Below are 21,545 nucleotides of genomic sequence, written 5' to 3'. Positions count from 1 at the left end.
AGCAGGATACGTGGGCCGCGATCCCGTCGACCCGTTCGCCGCCTCATTCCTCCCGGTAGATGAGATCGATCTCGTCGCCGAAGCGTTCGAGGATGTTTCTGCGCTTCTTTTTCATCGTCGGCGTCAGCAGATCGTTCTCCTCGGAGAACTCCTCGGGGATCAACCGGAACCGCTTGATCTGCTCGTGTGACTCGAACGCCTCGTTCACCTCGTCGACCTCCGTCCGGATCCGGTCGTGAACCCGGTCGTCGCGGCAAATATCCTTCCGAGCTTCCGGGAGGTCGATGCCCTCCACATCCGCCCACGCCCGAAGGTGGTCGAAATTCGGAACGAACAGCGCGGAGACGAACTTTTTGCCGTCCCCGAGCACGACACACTGTTCGACGAACTCGTTGGCCGCGAAGCGATCCTCGATCGGGCCGGGTGCGACGTTCTTGCCCGTCGAGAGCACCAGAAGCTGTTTCGCCCGCTCACGGAAGCTGATGTAGCCGTCGGGACGAAGTTGGACGATGTCGCCGGTGCGGAACCACGGCGCGTCCGGATCGCCGTCGCGGTCCGCGGGCGGCGTCCCCGCGAGTACGACCCCCTCGTCGAGCGCGTTCGCCTCGGTGAACGCCTCGGCGGTGGCGTCCGGCCGGTTCCAGTAGCCCTCGCTGACCTGTGGACCACGGACGAGCAGCTCGCCGACCGATCCCGGGACCGCCGCATCGTCGGGGCCCGAGGTCGACGTGTCGATCGCGACCTCCGTATCGATCACCGGGGGGCCGATCGTCCCGACCTTCGGTTCCTCGGGCGGGTTGACCGCGATCACCGGCGACGTTTCGGTGAGCCCGTATCCCTCAAGTATCGGGAGATCCATCGCGTGGTAGAGCGCACAGAGCTCGGCCGAGAGCGACCCGCCACCGGAGATGAAAAACTCGATCTCCCCGCCGATCGCCTCGCGAACCGACGAGAAGACGAGTCGATCGGCGACGGATCGTTTGCGATCGAGGAAGAATCCCGGATCGTCGGTCTCATGGTGTTTCCGGCCGACGTCGACGGCCCACTCGAAGATCCGCTGTTTCACCGGCGATTCGCTCGCCTGTTCGCGGATCGCGTCGTAGAGTTTCTCGTAGACGCGCGGGACGCTCGTGGTCGTCGTTGGGCAGACGAGCCCGAAGTCCTCGCGCAAGGTGTCCGGGCTTTCGGCGTAGCCGACGGTCGCGCCGGCGGCGAACATCATGTAGTGACCGGCGAGGCGCTCGAAGACGTGTGCGAGCGGGAGGAACGAGAGCGTCGTCGTCTCCGCTGAGACGCCGGGAACGCCGGGTTCGCGATCGGGTCGGTCGGCGAACCGTTTATAACACTGATTGAGGTTCTCCCGGAAGTTCGCGTGCGTGAGCTGGACGCCCTTCGGCCGGCCGGTCGTCCCCGAGGTGTAGATGAGGCTCGCGAGGTCATCGAGGTCGGTCGCGTCGATCCACGACTCGTAGGCCTCGCGATCGAAGGCGTCCGCGCCCAATTCGTGAAGCTCTCCGAGGGAGTAGACCGTGGGGTGATCCTCGTCGCGCTCGCCGTGACCGAGATCATCGGAGACGATGTCCATGGTCACGATCGCTTGGAGGTCGTGATCGAGGTCAGGGGCGACGGCGAGCACCTCCTCACAGAGGGCCTCGTTCTCCGCGACGACGACGGTCGCCTCCGGGTCGGCGAGGAGATACCGGAGCTGTCTCGGCGAGGAGGAGGGGTAGACCGTGGTGACGACGGCACCGGCGGCGAGCGCGGCGAAGTCCGCGTGAGCCCACTCCATGCGGGTGTGTGCGTAGATGGCGACGCGCGTGCCGGACTCGACGTCGAGTTCGCGGAAGCCGGCGGCGAGGTTCCGGACGATATCGCGCATCTCGGGGTAGCTCAGGTCCGCGAACTCGCCCTCGGGGGCCGGATCGACGACGCCGTCGCCGGCGAGCGACCGGTCGTAGATCCCCCCTTTATATCGTTGTGCCACCCGGTCGGCGTTTCGCTCCGCAGTGTGCTCGAAGGTCCGCGCGAGCGTCTCGCGTGCGACGACGTCGTCGGTGAACGCACGCTCGGCCGATTCCCAGTCCATACGACCCGCATTCCGTGTACCCTCATAAACGATCGGGTAGTTGTTCGTTTGTGCGTTGTGTCGCGTTTATTCATCCCGCCGCTGGAATCGTCCCGTGGCGTCCACTCACCTATCCGGCGGAGCACGGTGTCTCGGTCCCGTCGCGACGGACCGATAGTCCGAGCGCGGTAGGGCCGTCAGCTCCCAGTGAACACGCGAACGCCGAACTCTGTCCACTCATCAGCCGTCGCTGGAGAGCCTCAATCGACGGAGCTGGAGGGATTCAACCGACGGATCGCCTCGGTGATAACGTCTACGCCGATGTCGATCGCCGTTTCGTCGATATCGAAGTACGCCGTGTGGTGCCCCGACGGGTTACTTGCCCCGATACCGAGATACGTCGCGGTGCCGCCCGACTCCTGAACGCGTCGGATGAGGTAGGATGCGTCCTCGCTGCCGCCGAACTCCGTTCTGATCACCTCGTCAACGGCGTCCGTGGCTTCCGCCGCTGCCTCTACCCGTTCGATCACCGACTCGTCGTTCTCAAACGTCGTCGTCTTGCCGTAGAGCTCCGTCCCGTAATCGACGTCATGCATCGTCGCGGCACCGTCTATCACCTCCCGTGCGCGACCGAGCATATACTCGTTGAGATCGTGTGTGCTACCGCGAACCTCGACGCGCATCGTCGCCTCCTCACAGATCACGTTTTGTGCGTTATCCGCGCTCACTCGTCCGACGTTGATCCGCGTCCGTCCGTCACCGTGTCGTGCGATCCCGTATAGATTGCCGATCGCCGCCGCCGCCGCCTGCAGCGCGTTTCGTCCCGCGTTCGGCTCGCCGCCCGCATGAGCCGGTTCGCCGGAGAACGTGACGTCGACCTTCGCGTTGGCAAGCGGGGCGTCATAGCTCGACACGACGGTTCCGATCGGTTCATCGAGACCGACGTGAACCGCAAGTAGATGGTCGAGGTCATCGAGATGACCCGATTCGGACATCGGCTTTCCACCCCGACCGCCCTCCTCGGCGGGTTGGAAGAACAGCTTCAACGTCCCGTCGAATCCCTCTTGCGCGAACGTGCGGGCGACGCCGAGGCCGATCGTCGCATGTGCGTCGTGTCCGCAGGCGTGCATCTCCCCGGGGTGGACGCTCGCGAAGCCCTCACGGGCGGGTCGATGATCGTCGTCCATCGCCTCCTGCCGTTCGAGCGCGTCGATGTCCGTCCGGACCCCGATCGTCGGCCCATCACCGAACCGCTTGATCGCGACCGCGCCGGTAATGTCGTCCATCCGTTCGACGTACGCCGCGGGAGTGCCCTCGTTGAGGGCGCGCTCGCGAGCGGCCGCGACCTCGTCGTCGGAGGGGACACCCATCCGCTCGGAGGGATCGACGGCGTTCGCGCCGAGGTGGACCTCATAGCCCAGTTCTTCGAGCTCCGCGGCGAGTAGTGCGGTCGTCCGGAACTCCTTCCAGCCGGCCTCCGCATGTGCGTGGAGGTCGCGACGGATCTCGTGGAGCGATGCGTCAGAGAAGCTGGTGAGTGCCTCCATGCCGGAGGGACGCGTTCGGTCCCGAAAAATATTGACACGTCGGCGAGAGTGGACGGACCCGCGTGGTTTCAAGTCCCGCGAGCGGCAATCCACGTTGATGCCGGATCACGAGACGGTCGCCGACGCGGTCGATGAACTCCTCTCCATTTTAAAAGCGGACGATCGCGTCGCGTTCGCGGAGGTCGGCGGTATCGACCGGAAGGGTACCGAGATCGTCGTCACCGAAAGCGGGGTCCGAAGCGACGCCGACCGCACGGCGACGGGCGTCTGGTGTCGCGTCTTCGCCGAGGGTGCAGCCGCCTATCGGTTTTCGACGGATCTCTCCACCGACACGCTGACGGAACTTGCGAACCGCGCGAGGATGGGCGGCGAACGGCTTGGTCAGTCGACCCCAGCCCGCGTCGACGTGTCCTCGCTCCACCGAGGTGTCCACGACGGCTGGGAAACCTCCCCGTCGACGACAGTCGACCTCGACGTGAAACGAGAAACCGTCGCCGACGCGGTCGCCGACATCGCCACGCCGCTCGATCGTGCACGGGTTGTGTACGAGGACCGTCGCGTCATCGCCACGGTTGCGACGACTGCCGGCAGCGTCGTCCGACACACCATCGACCGTGCAAGTCTCGACGCCACGCTCGTCCCGAAGGCGGCCGACTCGAAGGTCCGCCGCCACGCGGGCAGCACTCGCGGCGGCGCCTTCCTTGAGCGCGTGCCGGACGTCTTGGATACCGCCGACCGCGACGCTGCGACGCTTGCTGCGGCCACCTCGTCTGATATCCCGACCGGCGAACTGACGGTGGTACTCGGCCCACAGGCGGCCGCCCAGATCTGTCACGAGCTTGCGGGCTACCTCGCCGCTGACGTGAAGGCGTTCGGCTTCACTCCATTCGACCGCGGTGACCGGCTGACCGACGCGCCTCTCACCGTCGACGACGGCGTTGCCGCGGGCTCCTGGGCGGCACGCGCGTACGACGCCGAGTGCCGTCCCACTACCCCCATCAGGCTCGTCGACGACGGTCGCGTGGAGTCGTTCCTCCACGACACCCATACGGCCACGGAGGCGAATCGCGTCCCCGCGGGCAACGTCGTCCCAGCGCTCGGATACGAGCAGGCGCCCAGGATCCATCACCGTCACCTCGACGTCGCCGCCGGCGACACGACGCGGGAGGAACTGCTCGCTGCTGCCGACGTCTATATCCGTCGGTTTACGCCCGGCCACTACCGGGACCCGTTCGAGCGGACGCAGCGCGCCGGCGCGATGCCGCCAAGCGCGCCGTATGCACACGACGTGGCGGAGCGGCTGGAGGGAAGCGCCGATGGCGGCACCGTCGAGTTCCCGATCGCCGAGGGATTTCGGATCGAGGACGGCGCGTTCGGCGGCGCGATCTCCGGAACCGCCGTCTGGACGCCCGCGAGGCTGGAGACGCTCGACGCGCTCAGCCGCGAGCGCCGGACGCTCACCGGTGTCGCCTCGAAACACAAATCACGGCTCCCGTACGCGGTTACGGCGCCGGCAATGCGTCTGTCGCTGCCGATCGAGCGATCGAAGTAATTCGACGGTTCCGCACGGGGGAGCCGCCGACTCAGTCGTCCGCGGATGCCGCGGAGTCGTCGCCCGTGTCCGTGGTCTCCCCAACCCTCGCCTCCACGACATCGTCCGCGGGCTCGTAGAGGTGACAGGCGACCTCTTGTCTCCCTTCGAAGTCGGCTTTCCCTTCCAGCGGCGGCTCCTCGGTCTCGCAGATGTCGCCGATGTACTCCGAACAGCGGCCGTGGAACCGACAGCCCGAGGGAACATCGATGGCGTCACCCACTTCGCCGCCGAGTTCAACCCGCTCGCGCCCGATGCCGGGATCCGGGACGGGAACCGCGTTGATCAGCGACCGCGTGTACGGGTGCTGGGGGTTCTCGATCACGTCTTCGGTCGGCCCCTTCTCGACGATCTTTCCCATGTACATGATCGCGAGCCGGTCACACATGTGCCTGAGAAGCGAAAGGTCATGGCTGATGTACACGACCGAGAGGTCGAACTCCTCGGTCATCCGTTCCATCAGCGAGAGCACGCCCGCCCGCAGCGAGACGTCGAGCATGCTCACCGGCTCGTCGGCGACGATGAAGTCCGGGTCCAACACGAGCGCCCGGGCGATGGCGACTCGCTGTCGCTGGCCGCCCGAGAGCTCGTGGGGATACTGGTTGAAATACTGGTCCGGGGGTTGTAGCTCCGCGAACTCCAGAGCGCGCCGGACTCGTGCCGTTTCGTTGCGGACGTCGTGGATCCGCAGCGGCTCGGCGATGGTGTCGTAGACCGTCATTCGAGGGTTCAACGACTCGAAGGGATCCTGAAAGATCATCTGGGCGTTCTGTCTGAACTGCGCCAGCTCGTCGTCGTCGGCCTCCGTGAGGTCCCGACCACGGAAGCGAATGGACCCATCGGTCGGCTCGTGGAGTTTGACGAGCGACATTCCCGTCGTCGTCTTTCCGCAGCCGGACTCGCCCGCGAGCCCGAGCGTCTCGCCGCGCTTGAGATCGAAGGAGACGCCGTCCACGGCGTGGACGTAGTCGGCTTCCGCCCCGGTCACGCTCCGTAGCAGGCTCGAGATGATCCCTTCGTCCACTTGGAAGTGCTTCTCGAGGTTACGGACCTCCAACAGCGTCTCGTCGTCCATGGGAGTGTTTAGGCTCATCTCAATCGCCCCCCTCGGCGAGCGCATCGATGGCACGAGCGGCATCCGTATCGGCCCATGTCTCGGCGGTATCGGCACGGTCTCGGAAGCCGTCATCTATCTCGTCTGCGCGGTGGCAGTATGATCGCAGACCGTTGTTGTGGTGTGCCGGCGGTTCGAACTCCCGACACTCGTCTGTCGCGAGCGGACAGCGTTCGGCGAACCGACAGCCCGAAGGCGGATCCACCAACTCGGGGGGATAGCCGGCGATAGACAGCAGGTCCTGGTCGGATTTCCGGATGTTCGGGAACGCCCGCTTCAGACCGATCGTGTACGGGTGATACGGCCGACCGAAGATCTCCTCGACCGGTCCTTCCTCGGCGATCTTCCCTGCATACATCACGATGACGCGATCGCAGGTCTCGGCCACGACGCTAACGTCGTGGGTGATCACCATCATCGAGGAGTTGATCTCCGTCTGGATCCGACCGATCCGTTTCAGGATCTGGTCCTGCATGATCACGTCGAGCGCGGTCGTCGGCTCGTCGGCGAGCACCAGCGACGGCTTCAGCGCGAGCGCCATCGCGATCATCGCCCGCTGACGCATCCCGCCGGAGAACTGGTGTGGATAGTCGTCGGCGCGAGCCGCGTCGAGTCCGACGAGATCGAACATCTCCGCGACGATCTCGTTCGCCTCGGTTCGGCCCGTCCCGGGTCGGTGGGTCTCGACCGCCTCGACGATCTGTTCGCGGATCGTGTAAACCGGATCGAGCGCGTTCATCGCGGACTGGGCGATCATGGATATCTCCTCCCATTTATATCGGCGACGCTGGGCATCGGGGAGTTCGGTGAGATCCGTGTCGTTGAACTCGATCGAACCGTTGTTCACGTACCCCTCGTCGGGGAGGATCCCGATGATCGCCTTCGCGAGGGTGGTCTTGCCACAGCCCGACTCGCCGACGATTCCGAGGTTCTCCCCCTCCTCGATCGAGAAGGAAATCCCGTCGACGGCTTTCGCCGGGCCGGCCTCCGTTTCGTAGTAGACTTCGAGGTCAGAGACGTCGAGTACTGTCATATTATCTGAGTTCGGGGTTCGTGATCTCCTCGTAGCCACGGCCGATCAGGAACCCGCTGATGACCACGAGGCCGATACAGATGCCCGGCGGCACGAACCACCACCAGACACCGAAGTCGAGCGCCGCGTACGCACGCGACGACTGCAACATCGTCCCCCAGGACACACGGTTGGGGTCACCGAGGCCGATGAACGAGACGCCCGCCTCCGCGAGGATGGCCCACGCGATGGCGAACGCCCCATAGAGGAACGACAGCGGAAGCACGTTCGGCGCGAGATGTCTGGAGATGATATGCCAATCGCTCGCGCCCGCGACCTGTGCTGCCTTGACGAACGGTCGCTCACGCAACGAGAGCGCCTGCGAGCGGATCACGCGTGCCGTCGATCGCCACTGGAGGACGATGATCGCGAAGATGATGTTCCACAGGCTCGGGCCCAACAGGGCGACGAGGATGATCACCGTCGGCAACAGCGGCATCCCGTAGAGGAAGTCGACGATCCGCATCAGCGTGTCGTCGATCTTGCCGCCATAGTAGCCGGCGGTCAGCCCGACTAACGTTCCGATCCCGGCGGTGAACACCGCGGCGAGCAGTCCGACCAGCAGCGCGGCACGCGACCCATAGATCAGCTGGCTGAGGATGTCGTACCCTTGGGAGGTCGTCCCGAGGATGTACGCTGACTCCGAGTCGATAAATACCGGGTCGACCCAGTCGGCGATGATGATCTCCGCGTCCGTCTCGTACTGCCGGGTCAGCGGCCCATGCGGCGCGAGCAACGGCGCGAAGATCGCGACGGCCATGAAGAACGTAAGCGTGACCATGGCGAGTTTCACCAGCAGGTCGTCCGTGAGCATGCGCCACTGTTCACCGATCGTTTCCCGCCAGAGCCGGAGGGTACGCTCCCACCGGTTCACGCTCTCTACGTCCTCCTCGGTGGCGCCGTCGTCGAGGTCCGCGAATATCGAGGGTTCGTCTTGTGTTGCCATTGTGTATCAGTCGTACGTCACCCGTGGGTCGAGATAGCCGTACAGCAGGTCGGCGACGAAGTTCAGGATGATGATCGTCGCGGCAAGCACCATGAAGGTGCCCTGTGCAACCGGGAAGTCGCGTCGGAGCACCGCGTTGACCATCTCCCGGCCGATCCCGGGCCACCCGAACACGGTCTCGATGAGTACGCTCCCGCCGACCGCGTATCCGAGGGCGATCGCCGCCGCCGTAATGATCGGCAACAAGGCGTTGCGCGCGGCGTGTTTGAACATGATCGTCCGCTCCGAGAGGCCCTTCGCGCGACAGACGTCGATGAAGTCCTGTGAGAGAACCTCCATCATGCTCGACCGCATGATGAGAAGCGGATATCCCATGTAGTAGAACGCGAGCACGGCGGCGGGCGCGATCAGGTGGTGGAGGAAGTCCAGCGTGAAGACGCGTGCAGCGAACGACTCATGTTCCACGCCGGCGCTGCCCATCCCGCTCATGGGGATCACACCGAGGCCCGCGCCGAAGATCCACAACACGATGAGGCCGACGTAAAACGTCGGCACGCTCCGTGCGGTCAGCGCGGTCACGACCGTCGTCTTCTCGAACCGGGAGCCTCGATACCAGCCGGTAAACACGCCGAGTGTAACCCCCAGTATGTACGCGATCACGAACGCGGTCAGCATCAACACCAGCGTGTTCGGGAGGAACGTCCAGATGACATCCCGCACCGGCTCGTTCGTGTGGAACGACTGCCCGAAGTTCAGCGTGAGCGCGTTCTGAAGGAACTGGATATACTGGATGTGTAACGGCTCATTGAGGCCGAAGCTTTCGATCACTCGCTGTCTCGCCTCCGGGGTCATCTGTGCGGAGACGACGAACGCCGTCGGGTCGCCGGGCATCAGTCGAAACAGCAGGAACAGGACGGTTCCGACTGCCCAGAAGGTCACGCCGAGTTGCAGGATCCGTCTCGTTATGAAACTCGCTTTACTCATCGGTTGATCTGACTGTTGTTCGGATGGGAACCGCGGGCGGCTATGGGTGGTGATGTCGAGCGTGGCACGTTATTCCGGTGGGTGGTGAGCCATCCCCTCCTCGTCGAACACGTAGCCGGCGTCCTGCAACCGCTGAATGCCAACCTCGATGTCCTCCTCGTATTCGGTGACGTCTTCGGTGTGGAGCGGGCCGAACGCGGAGCTGACGACGTTGAATCCGGTGTCCGGAACGCCGAAGAGGATTTGGTCGACGATCGCCGTGCGCGGGATCGCGTTGAACGCCGCCTTCCGAACCTCGGGATCGTCGAGCCCCTCGGTCCGCTGGTTGGGCGTGCAGTGCCAGAACGACGTGGCGGGGTCAGCCAGCACCGTGATCTGGTCCAAGTCCTGGTTTTCGTCCAGCTGTCGGTCGATCCGGCCGAACGTTTCGTAGCTGAGGTCGCCCTCGCGTAGGTTCTCCCACACGGTCGACGCCTCGGGGATGATCCGCCAGATCCGCTGCTCGAAGTCGACCGGCGCGAAATGGTCGTCGAATCGCGAGAGACCGAGTTCCGCACCGCGATCCCAGTAGTCGAACTGGAGCGGTCCGGAGCCGACTGGCTCGTCGACGCTCGCCTCGCTCGGCTCATCGCGATCCGCCCAGCGGTGTTCCGGAAGGATCGGGATCTGGGTTCCAACGAGCAGGTTGAACGGTCCGAGCGGGTTGTCCTCGGGCATGTGGATCCGGACCGTTTCGTCGTCGACGACTTCCGCCTCCTCGATGAAATTCGCCTGCACCGAGTACAGCGGCACCTCGTTTTCGGTGATGTAGTTATAAGAGAAGGCGACGTCCTCCACGGTGAGGTCCTCGCCGTCGTGGAAGGTGTGGTCGCGGATGGTGTACTCCATCGTCGCCTCGTCGACCCGCTCGAAGTCGGTGGCGAGGCTGACATCCGTATTGATCTCGCCCTCGTTATCCAGCCGGACGACGCTGTCGTACATGATGTCGAAGTTGTACGTGTGCTTGTTCTCGTCGTTGTGGCCGAGCGGGTTCATCGTGTCGAGAGCCTCCGGCCAGTACCCGACCAGTGTGTCCTCGCCGTTCTGCATCTCCAGGTTGATCATCGTCCAGTAGGAGTTGTACCCGAGGGGCAGGTCCGGCTCCCAGTTGTCGACCACTTCGTTGTTGAATACGGCGAGGAACGGCATGTCGATGACCGGCATCTGCGGCAGGTCATCCATCAGGGTCCGCTGTAGGTCGTGAACCAGCTCGATCCGCCGTTCCTCGTCGGGTTCGACGAGATACTGGTCCATCAGCTCATCGGCGTCCGGGTTCTCGTAGCCCGCGAAGTTCCCCTCGCCCGGATCGGTGTTCTCGGAGTGCATGGTCGAACTCAACTCCAGCACCGGGTCGATGGTAAAGAACGTGTGCCACAGCGAGAAGTCGTAGTCGTACTCCACGTCGACGCGATTGAACAGCGTTCCCCATTCCAGCACCTCGACGTCCGTATCGAGGCCGAGTTCGTTGAACTGATTGGCCATGAGGTTGATCGCGTCGTGTCGAGGTGGATTGTAGCTCTCGGCGTTGTTGAGGAACTCGTACGTCGGTAGCTGCTCACCCAATTCGTCGGCCACATCAGCGCCCGTATCGTCCGTATCGTCGGCTTCGTCATCAGTACATCCGGCAGCTGCGGTGAGTCCGAGGACCCCAGCCGTCGCGCTTGCCTTCGTTAAAAATTCTCTTCGGTTCGTTTCGGCCTCTTGACGCATGCCTATTTACTGTGGTGTATTAGTTATAAATTTAGTGGCTGTACGGATAACGGCATGTATTGTAACAAATTGGGGCAAACTGTGTCCGAATATCAAAAGGATATAAATTTTGACGAGGGTAATTTCTTCTTTGTAAAAACCTATAGTAGATCGTTATCTTTTATTAATATTATTCCGTTCGCTTTCAGCTCTGGCGGCCCGCCTTGCATCCGCGATGCGACGTCGGAACTCCCAATATCCGGCGATCGCCAGTAATGCGGCGAGACCGATCCCCACGCCAGGCTCCCCTTGATACCAGAACCAGGCGATCGCGACCGCAGCAGCGAACATCGAGAGACCGAACGCGATCTTCGCGCGACCTCTGCTCCGTGCGACGTTCACCATTTTCGTGGGACGACACCTATCCGCATCACCGCGTCCGGCTCGACGGCCCGATCCTCGGTCGCTCGCTTCGATCTTCCGCCGTGACGACCCACCGACTCACGGTGCGGTACGCTCATCGACTGGAGCGGCCTCTCGCAACGTCAAAACCCTTGCGGTCCGGCGTCACGCGAGCGGGTTCGGGAGGGTCATCGATCCCATGGCCAATCACGGGGCTCACCCCACGGCCACGTGTCCGTCGCTTTCATGCCGACGTCGTGTTTCGTTTCGACCGCTTCGTCTCGTATTTCGTCGCTCGATCGCTCGTCGATCGGACGATCCGACTCGGCGAGTTTCGCGATTCCGGCGGCACACAGTACTGATAGGTCCCGCAGGTCACGAGGATCCAGTTTATCCAGCGTGTCACCATGCGTGTGGCCCCATCCACGACCGCTGTCGTCCGAGGTCGATCGGGCCTGTGCTGCAGCGACCCCGCGCTGTACGAACGGCCAGTGGTCGCTGTGTGGGCGCAAGCCATCGTCGGTCGCTATCGGGACGCCGTGTTCATCGCTGACTTCCGCGAAGGCCTCCCCGATCGCCTCGAATCCGTGCGTGTGTATCTCGAGATCGCGTGAGTACCCCACGCCGTCCGCGTTGAGTACACATTTGACACGGTCGAGGTCGTGCGTGTGGGTCCAGTAGTATGAGCCGTACAACCCCGTCTCCTCCGCTCCGAAGACGGCGATCCGTACGCGCGTTTCGAGGTCATCCTCGATCGCTGCGAGGATCCGTGCCACTCCCACGGCGAGTGCGGAACCGAACCCGTTATCGTTGGCTCCGTTTCCGACATCGTGTGCGTCGACGTGTGCCGTGAAAAGCACCTCCTCGTCGGTATCGGGACCGACGACGGCCTCAACGTTCGCGGACGTGGCGGGTTCGTTCCGTGCGTCAACCGTGACCGTCGCTTCGGTCCCCCCGTCCGGCGGGGCGTCCTCACAGCGTCTGACGAGACGCGAGCCGACCTCCTTGCTGAGACCGACCGCCGGGATCGGTCCTGGCCCGGTGCGACGTCCGATGCTGCCGGTGGGAGGGAGCGCGCCCGGGATGTGGTTGTAGAACAAAAACGCCTCAGCACCGGACTCCGCCGCATAGCTGTACTTTTCGCTTCGATGGACCCACCGGCCGTAGTCGTCCGGGGTAAGGCTTGACGCCATCGCGATCGTTCCCGTGAGGTTGACCCCCTCGAAATCCTCCGGGAGCCCGTACCCCATATCGACGATCTCGCCGGTGATCGTCCCGGACGGCGTTCCCGGTAGTTCGACCAGTTCATGTGTGTCCTCGAAGACGGCATCACGACGTTTGCGACGGACGGTTACTGACGTGCCGTCGCGCCACCAGCCGGGGATCGGAAAGGACGTCCGTGTTACGTTGCGTAATCCGGCCTCAGCTAACCCCTCCGCCACCAGTTTGCTCCCCACTGCCTCGCCTTCATGACCGGGCATTCGATCGTCGAGGTCGGACAGCGCGGTGAGCAACTCCCACGCATGCGTGTCGAGGTACGCCTTGCCGATCGCCGTCGGCGAAAGTGTTGTCATAATTCACCACAGGAGCGAGAGACCTTGGTGATTTGGAAGCCGGCGGGCGAGTCAGGTAAAACCCACGAGACGGACGATTCGTCGGCAACGACGGTTTCGTGATGGATCCACATCCCCGGCTCAAGCGGTCCAGAGGGCTTTGGTGAATCGTCAGACGGCGTTCGAATCACTGTGTCACCGCTCGTTTGATGTTGTAGACCGCACACATCAAGACGATCTCACGAAATTCGCGGTACCACGCTCGGGCACGCACCGCGTGGCCGAGCGTACGCTTGATCGTCGAGAAGACGGTCTCAGACAGCGCTCTTTGGCCGTACAGAGACTCGTCGATTCGCGCGTTGTGCGCGCAATCGACGGGTCGGAACTCGCGGTGTTTGATCAGCGGTCTCACGTCCTCTTCTCGGAGTTTTTCGCGTAATTGCTGCCAGTCGTAGCCTTTGTCAGCGGCGAGGCTGGCAATCTCGCCCGCGTTGCGGCGGGCGAGTTGCCAGCCGATTTGCGTGTCGTGGCGTTTCTCGGTCGTACAGTGAACGTCGAGAACAGCTTGTGAGGCTGCATCGACGAGCGCGGTCGTTTTCAGCGTCTGAACACGATAATTCGTCCGGCGGCAGTAGTGCTTGCTGGCGGTTTCGCGGTCGAAAAACGTCGCGTCCATGGCGGCGTGGCCGGAGGTGTCGTGCAGCTGCGCCGAGAGGCGCAGCAGCACTCGCCAGATCTTCATCTGTAATCTGTCAAACGCCTTGACTAGCGTCGAGTGATACGGGAGATCGGACGCTTCGAGACCGATCTCGGCCACTATTTGTGGCATCTCGCTCAGGAGATCAAGCGCCTCGCGGTAGGATTTCTCTAGGTAAATCCGGAGACAGTGGAGCGAAACGACGGCGTAGTCGGCGAAGCCCCCACCCCTTTCGGGGGCGGCGGCTTCGCCTCGGCCACCAACAGCATTTTTAGCTAACGTGACCGCCTTGCTCGTGAAGCGGGAGATCTTCGACATAGGCATCGCTGATTTCCCGCTTCACTTCCTTTGATTTGACGACCTATCCCACCGTCTTACAGCGATTCACCAGAGCCGTCCAGAGGGAATCAACTCGGCGGATCAAGCGTTTGCTTGACAGTCGCATACACGCCGAACAGGTTCTCGTATCCGTGTTCGCTGGCGAGAACGGGGACGAGGTCGTCGTGTTCAACCCGATGGGTGTACGTGTCATCCTCCGCGAAGATTGCTCCCTTCGGCAGCGGTTCAAAGTTGTTATAGTAGACGTGCGGGGTTCCATCACCCTTCGGAACCTCCCGCTGACCCTCCACGACCGTCGTTTCGGTGAACGAGGGGTCCATGTCCGTCACGGCCCCGTGGGCACGCAGAAACGAGAGCGCACCCTCAAAACCGACCTCAACGGCTTCTTCGCTCCCTTGTCTTCCGGTCTCGAACGACACGGCGTGCGGAACGACGGAATCGAGCGTCGTGTCGCGAAGCGTTCCTGAATCCAGCGCGTACTCGACCGGAAGCGCCGTGACCGTTCGCCTAACCGACTCCGTCAGGCTGCTATAGACCGCAAAGGGCGGCGGGGCGCTCCGTGACGTATGCAACGCAAGGACCGCATCACACCCCTCCAGCAGTCGTTTCAGGCGTGCCGCCAGTACGGTTTCGTACGTTTCACCCTCGAGATCACCGGGAAACGATCGGTTGAGGTCGACGCTCGTGTATCGTTCACCCCGTTTAAGGGCGGGTTCGTTGGCGATGATCAGCTGTATCGTTTTTTCCGCATCATCGTCTATCCGGTCCGCCAGACGATTCACTATCCGCTCTCCGGCCGGTTCATCTCCATGTATACCGCCGACGATCGCAACCCTCTCGGTCCCATGACCGCGTTCGATGACCTTCATCACTCAGTGGATCGATGAAACCCGTGGCATATTGAGCGTTGACCCCGCAGCCCGCTCACATTCACGAGCTCCGCGTCGGCATCCGTCATCCGATCGGTAACGATCACCCCCATCAGCACGTATGAAAGATTGAGAAAGACGTTTCAGGTCGGCCGAAGAGAGGGAGGTATGTCACACCGAGGCACCGATCGGCACGACGTGATCGTCGTCGGCGTCGGCGGGGTAGGAAGCGCGACCGTAAGCCACCTCGCCCGCCGAGGTCTGGACGTGCTCGGTCTCGAACGCCGTGACGTCCCCCACGCAATGGGATCCTCACACGGGAGTACCCGTATTATTCGGCGAGCCCAGCATGAAGGAGCGGAATACGTGCCGCTGGCCGACCGTGCCTACGAGTGCTGGCGTGCCCTCGAGGAACGGAGCGGACGCGACCTGCTGACCGTGACTGGCTCCATCCACGCCGGCGCACCCGGAACCGACCTCATCGGAGACGTTGTCTCCGCGTGTGATGCCGCTGACGTCCCGTACGAGCGGCTCGATGCCCCGACGGTAAACGATCGATTTCCCGGATACGACTTACCGGCCGACTTCGAGGTCGTGTTTCAGTCCGAGGGTGGCTTTCTCGACGTCGAGCGCTGCGTGAGCGCGTACGTTACCGATGCGCACGCGGCGGGAGCGACGATCCGTGGCCGTGAACGAGTCCTCGACTGGTCGGAAACCGGCGACGGCGTGCGGGTACGGACGAACAAGCGACGCTACGAGGCGGACGAACTCGTGATCACTGCGGGCTCGTGGGCCGGGGAACTCCTCCCCGAACTCGCGGCTGAGGCGGTTCCCGTTCGAGCGGTAATGACGTGGCTGCAACCCACCGAGCCGGAACTGTTCTCGCCCGAGCGGTTCCCGGTGTTCGTGCTCCGGAGCCACGAGGAAGGCGGCTACGGGTTCCCCGCGTACGACGTTCCGGGATTCAAATTCGGTCGGTCGGCCGATCCGTTGGAGGTCGTCGATCCGGAGACGATGGATCGAGCACCGACTGCCAAGGACGAAGAGCTTCACCGACGGTTCGCCGAGCGGTATTTTCCGGCCGGTGCCGGGCCGACACTCTCGCTTCGAACCTGTGTCCAGTCGTTTTCGTCGGATGAGGAGTTCGTGGTCGGTCGTGTACCGGGTCACGATACCGTCACCGTCGCCACCGGGTTCTCGGGACACGGATTCAAGTTCGCAAGCATGCTCGGCGAGGTGCTCGCCGACCTCGCGATCGACGGGAAGACCGACCACGACCTCTCGATTCATTCCGTCGGTCGGGTTCTCTGATCGCTGGCCGGCCCTGTCGACACCACGGCCGAGGACGCCGGGATGAGCAGTCGGGTGTCATCCGACGATTCGGGGTTCGATCACGGTTTCGTCGCCTTCGGATGAAATTAAAAAGCCACATAATGAAGGATGAGCCTCTGGATGCCCCCGTGGGTATCTGCGTCTGTCATGAGCTTCACCTCGCACACGACGGATGGGGTCTCCGACGAACAGTTCGGCCGCGAACTGAAAGTGATCGGCCCGATCTGGATCGCGCTGTTCTTCATCTGGACCTACCTGCTTTTAACGTACGGCCACCTCGCGGCGGGGCTCGTCGGATAGCCGTCCCCTCCGCGAACAGCACGCCGTCGGCGATCCACTCCGAGCCTTTTAGGACGATCCCGCATCAGGGATGGGTGTGGACCCCGATCGGATCCCCACGGAGTTTCCGGCCCCGAGCTTCCGCGGCGCACAGGAGCGGGCGCTCGCGGACATCCGGGACGCCTTCGCCGCCGGCAACCGGGTCGTGCTCGTGCGTGCCCCGACCGGCAGCGGCAAGTCGTTGCTCGCGCGGGCGGTGATGGGCGCGGCCCGCGAGATGGCCGACGCGGCCCCGAACGAGGCGACCGGCGCGTACTACACCACGCCGCAGGTCTCCCAGCTCGATGACGTCGCGACCGACGACCTCCTCGACGACTTCAACGTGATCCGCGGGAAATCGAACTACGACTGTATCCTCCCCGGCGAACACGACACGCCCGTCAACCGCGCACCCTGCGTCCGCCAGCGCGGCTTCGACTGCTCGGTTCGCCACCGCTGTCCGTACTTTTCGGACCGCGCGATCGCCTCCTCGCGGCGGTTCGCGGCGATGACGCTCGCGTACTTCATGCAGACCGCCGGCTCGGAGGTCTTTCGCAAACGTGACGTGGTCGTGATCGACGAGGCACACGGGCTCGCGGAATGGGCGGAGATGTACGCGACGATCGAACTCCGTCCCGACCGGGTGCCAGTCTGGGACGACGTAGGCGTGCCCGACATCGAGCGCGACGCGGCCGCCGAAGAGGACTCGCTCGACCGAACCGCGCGGTTCGTCGAGACGCTCCGGGACGTCGCGAAGCGCGCGAAGGACGACCTCGTCGGGCAACCGGAATTGAGCCGCGAGGAGGTCGCCCGGCGGGACCGGCTCCAGGAGCTGATCGGCGAACTCGGCTGGTTCCTCGAGGACTATCGCGATCACGAGTCGCCGACGACGTGGGTGGTCGACCAGCCGGACGGCGAGGGGACCGCGATCACGATCAAGCCGCTCGATCCAGCCCGCTACCTCAAACACACCGTCTGGAGCCGGGGGAATCGGTTCGCGTTGCTGTCCGCGACCATCCTCTCGAAGGAGGCGTTCTGTCGCGGCGTCGGGTTGGACCCCGCAAGCGTCGCGCTCGTCGACGTCGAACACACCTTCCCGCTCGAACACCGTCGGCTCTACGACGTGACGCAGGGATCGATGACCTACGAGCACCGCGACGAGACGATACCGAAGATCGCCCGACTCATCGTCCGACTGATGGCCGAACATCCGGACGAGAAGGGGCTCATTCATGCACACTCCTATGCGATCGCGGGACGACTCGTCGAGAAGCTCGGCGAGTTCGGCGTCGCCGCACGGGTTCGGCGACACACGCGGGAGAACCGCGATGCCGAGCTGGAGGCGTGGAAGGCGAGCGACGATCCCGAGGTCTTCGTCTCGGTGAAGATGGAGGAGGCGCTCGATCTGAACGGCGATCTGTGTCGCTGGCAGGTGATCTGTAAGGCCCCATATTTGAACACGAACGACTCACGGGTCGCCCGACGGCTTGCGGACGGGCAATGGTCGTGGTATCATCGCGCCGCGCTCCGTACCGTCATTCAGGCCTGTGGGCGGGTCGTGCGTGCGCCCGACGACCACGGCGCCACTTATCTCGCGGATGACTCGCTACTCGACCTCTTCGAACGCGCCGAGGCGGACACCCCGCCGTGGTTTCGCGACCAGGTCGACGCGATGACCGTCCCCGACCTGCCGGCGTTCGACCCGCATGCCGCACTCGCGGGCATCGATGCCACGCCTTCCGGTCCCACTCGAGCCGGTCGCCGTGCTCGCGGGGATGGGACGACCCGTTCTGAGGGACGTCCCCGACCGAGCGGCACGACGGGCCGAACCGGACGTGGATCGGCTCGACGCGATGCCGCGGACGCACCCGAGGACGCTGCCGACAGAACCCGAACACGAACCGAGACGGACGCGGAGCGCCGACGAAACCATCCGCTCTCGGACGTGTGGGGTGACGGCTGAGTGCGGAGACGACGGGGGACACAGGAATCGGTTGCGTTGCTCACTGAGGGTATCCATTCGGAGCGGCCGTGGTGGTGTGCCCTAGAGAAGGGTCACTCCCCACGCGATCATGGAGGATACCATGATGAACGCGAAGAACAGCGCGATGAACTGTTGCCTGTTCATACCCGACAATGCGCCGCCAAGGTTGATAATTCCACCGAGCCGTCCCGAGAGACATTATATTCCCTGCCGGCCGTGTCGTGATACATAATATCGTATAAGGTGTATAATGATCCTCTAACAATTAGTAACCTTCATATTCTTTCGCTTCAGAGAGGGGGTATGGCAACGAACGGGCTGTCGAGTGCGCTGACGCTGTACGGTGCGCGAACACTGACACTGTCCCAAGCGGCCAAGCAGGCCGGCCTCAGCGAGGCCGAGTTCATCGAGCAACTCCAGCGCCGGGGGATCGAAGTAACCGAGTCCGAGCGGACGGCCGCCCTCGAAAGCGACCAGACCGTCCGGGCGGACTAGGACACGGATACCGGGGACATCACGCATCGACCGCCGATCGCCGGCGACCGGGCACCGGTGATCGGTTACTACGTATTTTCCCATCCAGACGTGTGCGTCCACCCGAAGGTGCGTGTCACTCGCTACCGGACCGTTCACTCGATGTCGGGAACGAGGTGGACGCGACCGTCGTGTTTGATCGCGAGGACGGTTCCGACGTCCGGATCGAAGAACTCCGGCCTCGGGACGGTCGTCGCGGCGTACGTTTCGGGATCGAGTATCTGCACCGCGTGTTCGTCCTCCACGGTGACGACGGTCGTCTCCACGGCGTCGTCGCGATCGCCGATCCGGGTCGCCTCCGGCGCATCACCCTCCTCGTAGGCCGAGGTGTACGGCTCGCCGGTGTCGAGGCGGATCCCCTGCACCCGGTCGTTCGATCCGGTCACGAGAACCGGCCCCTCACCGTCTTCCGGATCGATGATCTCGCCGGGCGCAAAGCGTGGGAGCCGAATCGCGAAGGTGACGCGATACACCTCGTTGCCGTCGCCGTCCTCGGTGACGAGGGTCGGATACGACTCGAAGCGTCCGCCAAGCGCGTCGGTGATCCGGTTCGCGACGTTCTCGGCGAGCCCGTTCGAGGAGAGTTTGATGTCGGGACCGTCGTCGGTCTCGTCGATCTCCGTGATGAACGCCTCCCGGTCGCCTTTCGCCTCCTGTTTCGCGACGTACGATTCGGCTACCCCGATCGCTTCCGCTCGTTCCTCCACCGTGAGATCGCGGCCGTTGGCACGGACCTGTACGATCCCGGCGTAGTAGCCGCCAGCGATCCGCCCGCATCGATCGCAGCTCCCACGCGAGATCATCACCGGAACCGTGACGTCGGCCGTCCGGCGTGTTCCGCGGACGATCCCGGAGAACCGACAGTGCATCCGAACCGTGTTCGCGTCGACCTGTTCGGGATCGACGCCCCACTCCACGTCGGTGGCGTCGACGTGGACACCGAGCGCCTCCGCGACCTCGTCGACGGCCACGTCGGTGTAGTCGCGCGCGCCGACATCCCGCCACGACTCGCCGCGGCGGACCGCGCCACAGCCCGAACAGACGAGCACCTCGATCCGATCCGGGGCGTCGACGAGATCGAAATCCGCGAAGTAGCAGTCGTCACACAACAACGCCTCACGGCCGCGTGGCTCCCCTGGAAGCGGCTCCGATCGGTCGGGTACCGCCCCCCCACAGCGCGGGCAGAAGTCGCGTGACTCGCTCATGACCGACGGCTACGCCGGTGAGCCGTTTAAACGGCCCGAACTGACCTCGGTGACCCGCTTGACGTCGAGACAATATCGTCGACCAGGGTCCCTCCGAAATCGTTTTTCGGCCGGACCGTGAACGACCCCCCATGAGCGGGAACCCAGACGACGAACGGCTCGCGGAACTGCGCGAAAAGAAGATGCAGGAGCTCCAAGAGCGGGCACAAAGCGGCGAGAACGAGGAGGCACAACAGGAGGCCCAAGAGCGCGCACAGGCCCAACAGGAGGCCGTGCTCAAACAGCACCTCACCGATGGCGCACGACAGCGGCTCAACGCCGTCGAGATGTCGAAACCCGAGTTCGCAAAGCAGGTGAAACAGCAGGTCGCCGCGCTCGCACAGAGCGGTCGGGTTCAGGGTCGTATCGACGAGGACCAGATGCGTGACCTGTTGAAAGAGCTGCAGCCGGATCGAAAGAGCTTCGACATCCGGCGACGGTAGATGGAACTCGCCCTCTTATACAGCGGCGGGAAGGATTCCTCGCTGGCCGCCCTGCTGCTCGACCGCTTCTATGAGGTTCGGTGTGTGACCGGGACGTTCGGGCTCACCGACGACTGGAAACACGCCGAGCGCGCCGCCCGAAAACTCGAGTTCCCGTTCGAGCGGATCGACCTCGATCACGCGGTCGCCGAGGAGGCCGCCGAAACGATGCTTGCCGACGGCTATCCTCGAAACGGGATCCAGCGGGTCCACGAGCACGCGTTGGAGACCATCGCCGGACTCGATGTCGACGCCGTCGCCGACGGCACCAGGCGTGACGACCGTGTTCCGACGGTCTCACGTGCACAGGCACAGAGCCTTGAGGACCGACACGGCGTCGATTACATCTCTCCGCTTTCGGGGTTCGGTCGCCACGCCGTCGACCGCCTCGTCGAGGCGACCTTCGAGGTCGAACAGGGCCCGAGCGAGGAGATCACGAAAGCCGACTACGAAGGGGAGATCCGGGCGCTTATCGCGGAGACACATGATGAGCACGTCGTCCGCGAGGTATTCCCCGACCACGATCAAACGTACGTTCACGGTCGGGCTGAGTGAGGCGTTTCGCTGCGTCGGCGGCTTATATATGCTCGGACGCCGGTGATCACACAGCGTTAGCGCTGATAATATGCGTTGTCGTTGATGGACATCCCGTGCTGACTCGATGGAAACGCTGCTACTCCATGAGAGCGTGACACAAGACATGGGGCGCAAGAGACCGACCTGTATTCCGTGCCACAGAGCACG

General features: G+C 63.7%; 19 protein-coding genes. 7 read left to right on the top strand and 12 right to left on the bottom strand.

All coding sequences use genetic code 11. The features are described 5' to 3' along the window. Positions 1-43 precede the first annotated feature (43 nt). Together CHB65_RS15080 and CHB65_RS15075 are read right to left on the bottom strand one after the other, a co-directional pair. Positions 44-2,086 carry an AMP-dependent synthetase/ligase gene (locus tag CHB65_RS15080; RefSeq protein WP_089385858.1) on the bottom strand — a complete coding sequence of 681 codons (2,043 nt, stop codon included), beginning with the start codon at positions 2,084-2,086 and terminating at the stop codon, positions 44-46. 239 nt (positions 2,087-2,325) lie between these two features. Beyond that, positions 2,326-3,612 carry an amidohydrolase gene (locus CHB65_RS15075; protein WP_089385857.1) on the bottom strand — a complete coding sequence of 429 codons (1,287 nt, stop codon included), beginning with the start codon at positions 3,610-3,612 and terminating at the stop codon, positions 2,326-2,328. 97 nt (positions 3,613-3,709) lie between these two features. Between CHB65_RS15075 and CHB65_RS15070 the strand changes: the two genes are divergently transcribed. After that, on the top strand, positions 3,710-5,164 hold the full coding sequence (locus tag CHB65_RS15070; RefSeq protein WP_179213682.1) for a metallopeptidase TldD-related protein: 1,455 nt from the start codon (positions 3,710-3,712) through the stop codon (positions 5,162-5,164). A gap of 31 nt (positions 5,165-5,195) precedes the next feature. Here the strand turns inward: CHB65_RS15070 and CHB65_RS15065 are convergent, their stop codons facing one another. From CHB65_RS15065 to CHB65_RS15025, 9 genes are all read right to left on the bottom strand, one after another. Continuing rightward, positions 5,196-6,296, bottom strand: coding sequence for an ABC transporter ATP-binding protein (locus CHB65_RS15065; RefSeq protein ID WP_245809999.1), 1,101 nt, complete (start codon positions 6,294-6,296; stop codon positions 5,196-5,198). Position 6,297: 1 nt separating this feature from the next. Beyond that, positions 6,298-7,350 (bottom strand): ABC transporter ATP-binding protein, encoded by a 1,053-nt coding sequence (locus CHB65_RS15060; protein ID WP_089385854.1) that lies wholly within the window; start codon positions 7,348-7,350, stop codon positions 6,298-6,300. A gap of 1 nt (position 7,351) precedes the next feature. After that, a complete protein-coding gene (locus CHB65_RS15055) occupies positions 7,352-8,335 on the bottom strand; it encodes an ABC transporter permease (RefSeq protein WP_089385853.1) in 984 nt (327 codons plus the stop codon). A 6-nt stretch (positions 8,336-8,341) separates the two neighbouring features. Then, positions 8,342-9,319 (bottom strand): ABC transporter permease, encoded by a 978-nt coding sequence (locus CHB65_RS15050; RefSeq protein WP_089385852.1) that lies wholly within the window; start codon positions 9,317-9,319, stop codon positions 8,342-8,344. A gap of 69 nt (positions 9,320-9,388) precedes the next feature. Continuing rightward, positions 9,389-11,068 carry an ABC transporter substrate-binding protein gene (locus CHB65_RS15045; RefSeq protein ID WP_089385851.1) on the bottom strand — a complete coding sequence of 560 codons (1,680 nt, stop codon included), beginning with the start codon at positions 11,066-11,068 and terminating at the stop codon, positions 9,389-9,391. A gap of 377 nt (positions 11,069-11,445) precedes the next feature. Then, complete coding sequence (locus CHB65_RS17930; protein WP_281251573.1) at positions 11,446-11,568, bottom strand: hypothetical protein; 123 nt, start codon at positions 11,566-11,568, stop codon at positions 11,446-11,448. 69 nt (positions 11,569-11,637) lie between these two features. Continuing rightward, positions 11,638-13,023 carry a M28 family peptidase gene (locus CHB65_RS15035; protein ID WP_089385849.1) on the bottom strand — a complete coding sequence of 462 codons (1,386 nt, stop codon included), beginning with the start codon at positions 13,021-13,023 and terminating at the stop codon, positions 11,638-11,640. 166 nt (positions 13,024-13,189) lie between these two features. Then, positions 13,190-14,017, bottom strand: a complete 828-nt coding sequence (locus CHB65_RS15030; RefSeq protein WP_089385848.1) for an IS5 family transposase — start codon at positions 14,015-14,017, stop codon at positions 13,190-13,192. 89 nt (positions 14,018-14,106) lie between these two features. Further along, positions 14,107-14,907 (bottom strand): M14 family metallopeptidase, encoded by an 801-nt coding sequence (locus CHB65_RS15025; protein ID WP_089385847.1) that lies wholly within the window; start codon positions 14,905-14,907, stop codon positions 14,107-14,109. A gap of 168 nt (positions 14,908-15,075) precedes the next feature. On the opposite strand from CHB65_RS15025, the gene solA reads away from it, so the two are divergent. The 4 genes from solA to CHB65_RS15010 all read left to right on the top strand — a co-directional run bounded on the left by solA (position 15,076) and on the right by CHB65_RS15010 (position 19,036). Beyond that, a complete protein-coding gene (gene solA, locus CHB65_RS15020; RefSeq protein WP_089385846.1) occupies positions 15,076-16,218 on the top strand; it encodes an N-methyl-L-tryptophan oxidase in 1,143 nt (380 codons plus the stop codon). Between the two features lie 168 nt (positions 16,219-16,386). Continuing rightward, positions 16,387-16,539, top strand: a complete 153-nt coding sequence (locus CHB65_RS17540; RefSeq protein WP_179213681.1) for a hypothetical protein — start codon at positions 16,387-16,389, stop codon at positions 16,537-16,539. Between the two features lie 76 nt (positions 16,540-16,615). Beyond that, positions 16,616-18,520 carry a helicase C-terminal domain-containing protein gene (locus tag CHB65_RS15015; RefSeq protein WP_089385845.1) on the top strand — a complete coding sequence of 635 codons (1,905 nt, stop codon included), beginning with the start codon at positions 16,616-16,618 and terminating at the stop codon, positions 18,518-18,520. A 324-nt stretch (positions 18,521-18,844) separates the two neighbouring features. Then, positions 18,845-19,036, top strand: a complete 192-nt coding sequence (locus CHB65_RS15010; RefSeq protein ID WP_089385844.1) for a UPF0175 family protein — start codon at positions 18,845-18,847, stop codon at positions 19,034-19,036. Between the two features lie 134 nt (positions 19,037-19,170). Here the strand turns inward: CHB65_RS15010 and CHB65_RS15005 are convergent, their stop codons facing one another. Next, positions 19,171-20,280, bottom strand: coding sequence for a 60S ribosomal export protein NMD3 (locus tag CHB65_RS15005; RefSeq protein ID WP_089385843.1), 1,110 nt, complete (start codon positions 20,278-20,280; stop codon positions 19,171-19,173). Between the two features lie 131 nt (positions 20,281-20,411). Here CHB65_RS15005 and CHB65_RS15000 point away from each other — a divergent pair, with 131 nt between their 5' ends. Next, positions 20,412-20,762, top strand: a complete 351-nt coding sequence (locus tag CHB65_RS15000; RefSeq protein ID WP_089385842.1) for a DNA-binding protein — start codon at positions 20,412-20,414, stop codon at positions 20,760-20,762. Further along, positions 20,763-21,356, top strand: a complete 594-nt coding sequence (locus tag CHB65_RS14995) for a DUF7411 family protein (protein WP_089385841.1) — start codon at positions 20,763-20,765, stop codon at positions 21,354-21,356. The last annotated feature ends 189 nt before the right edge of the window (positions 21,357-21,545 follow it).

Source organism: Halorubrum vacuolatum, assembly GCF_900188065.1.
GTDB classification, from domain to species: Archaea; Halobacteriota; Halobacteria; order Halobacteriales; family Haloferacaceae; genus Halorubrum; species Halorubrum vacuolatum.
The sequence above is the reverse complement of the archived record's forward strand: the minus strand, read 5'-3'. Positions and strand labels throughout refer to the sequence as shown.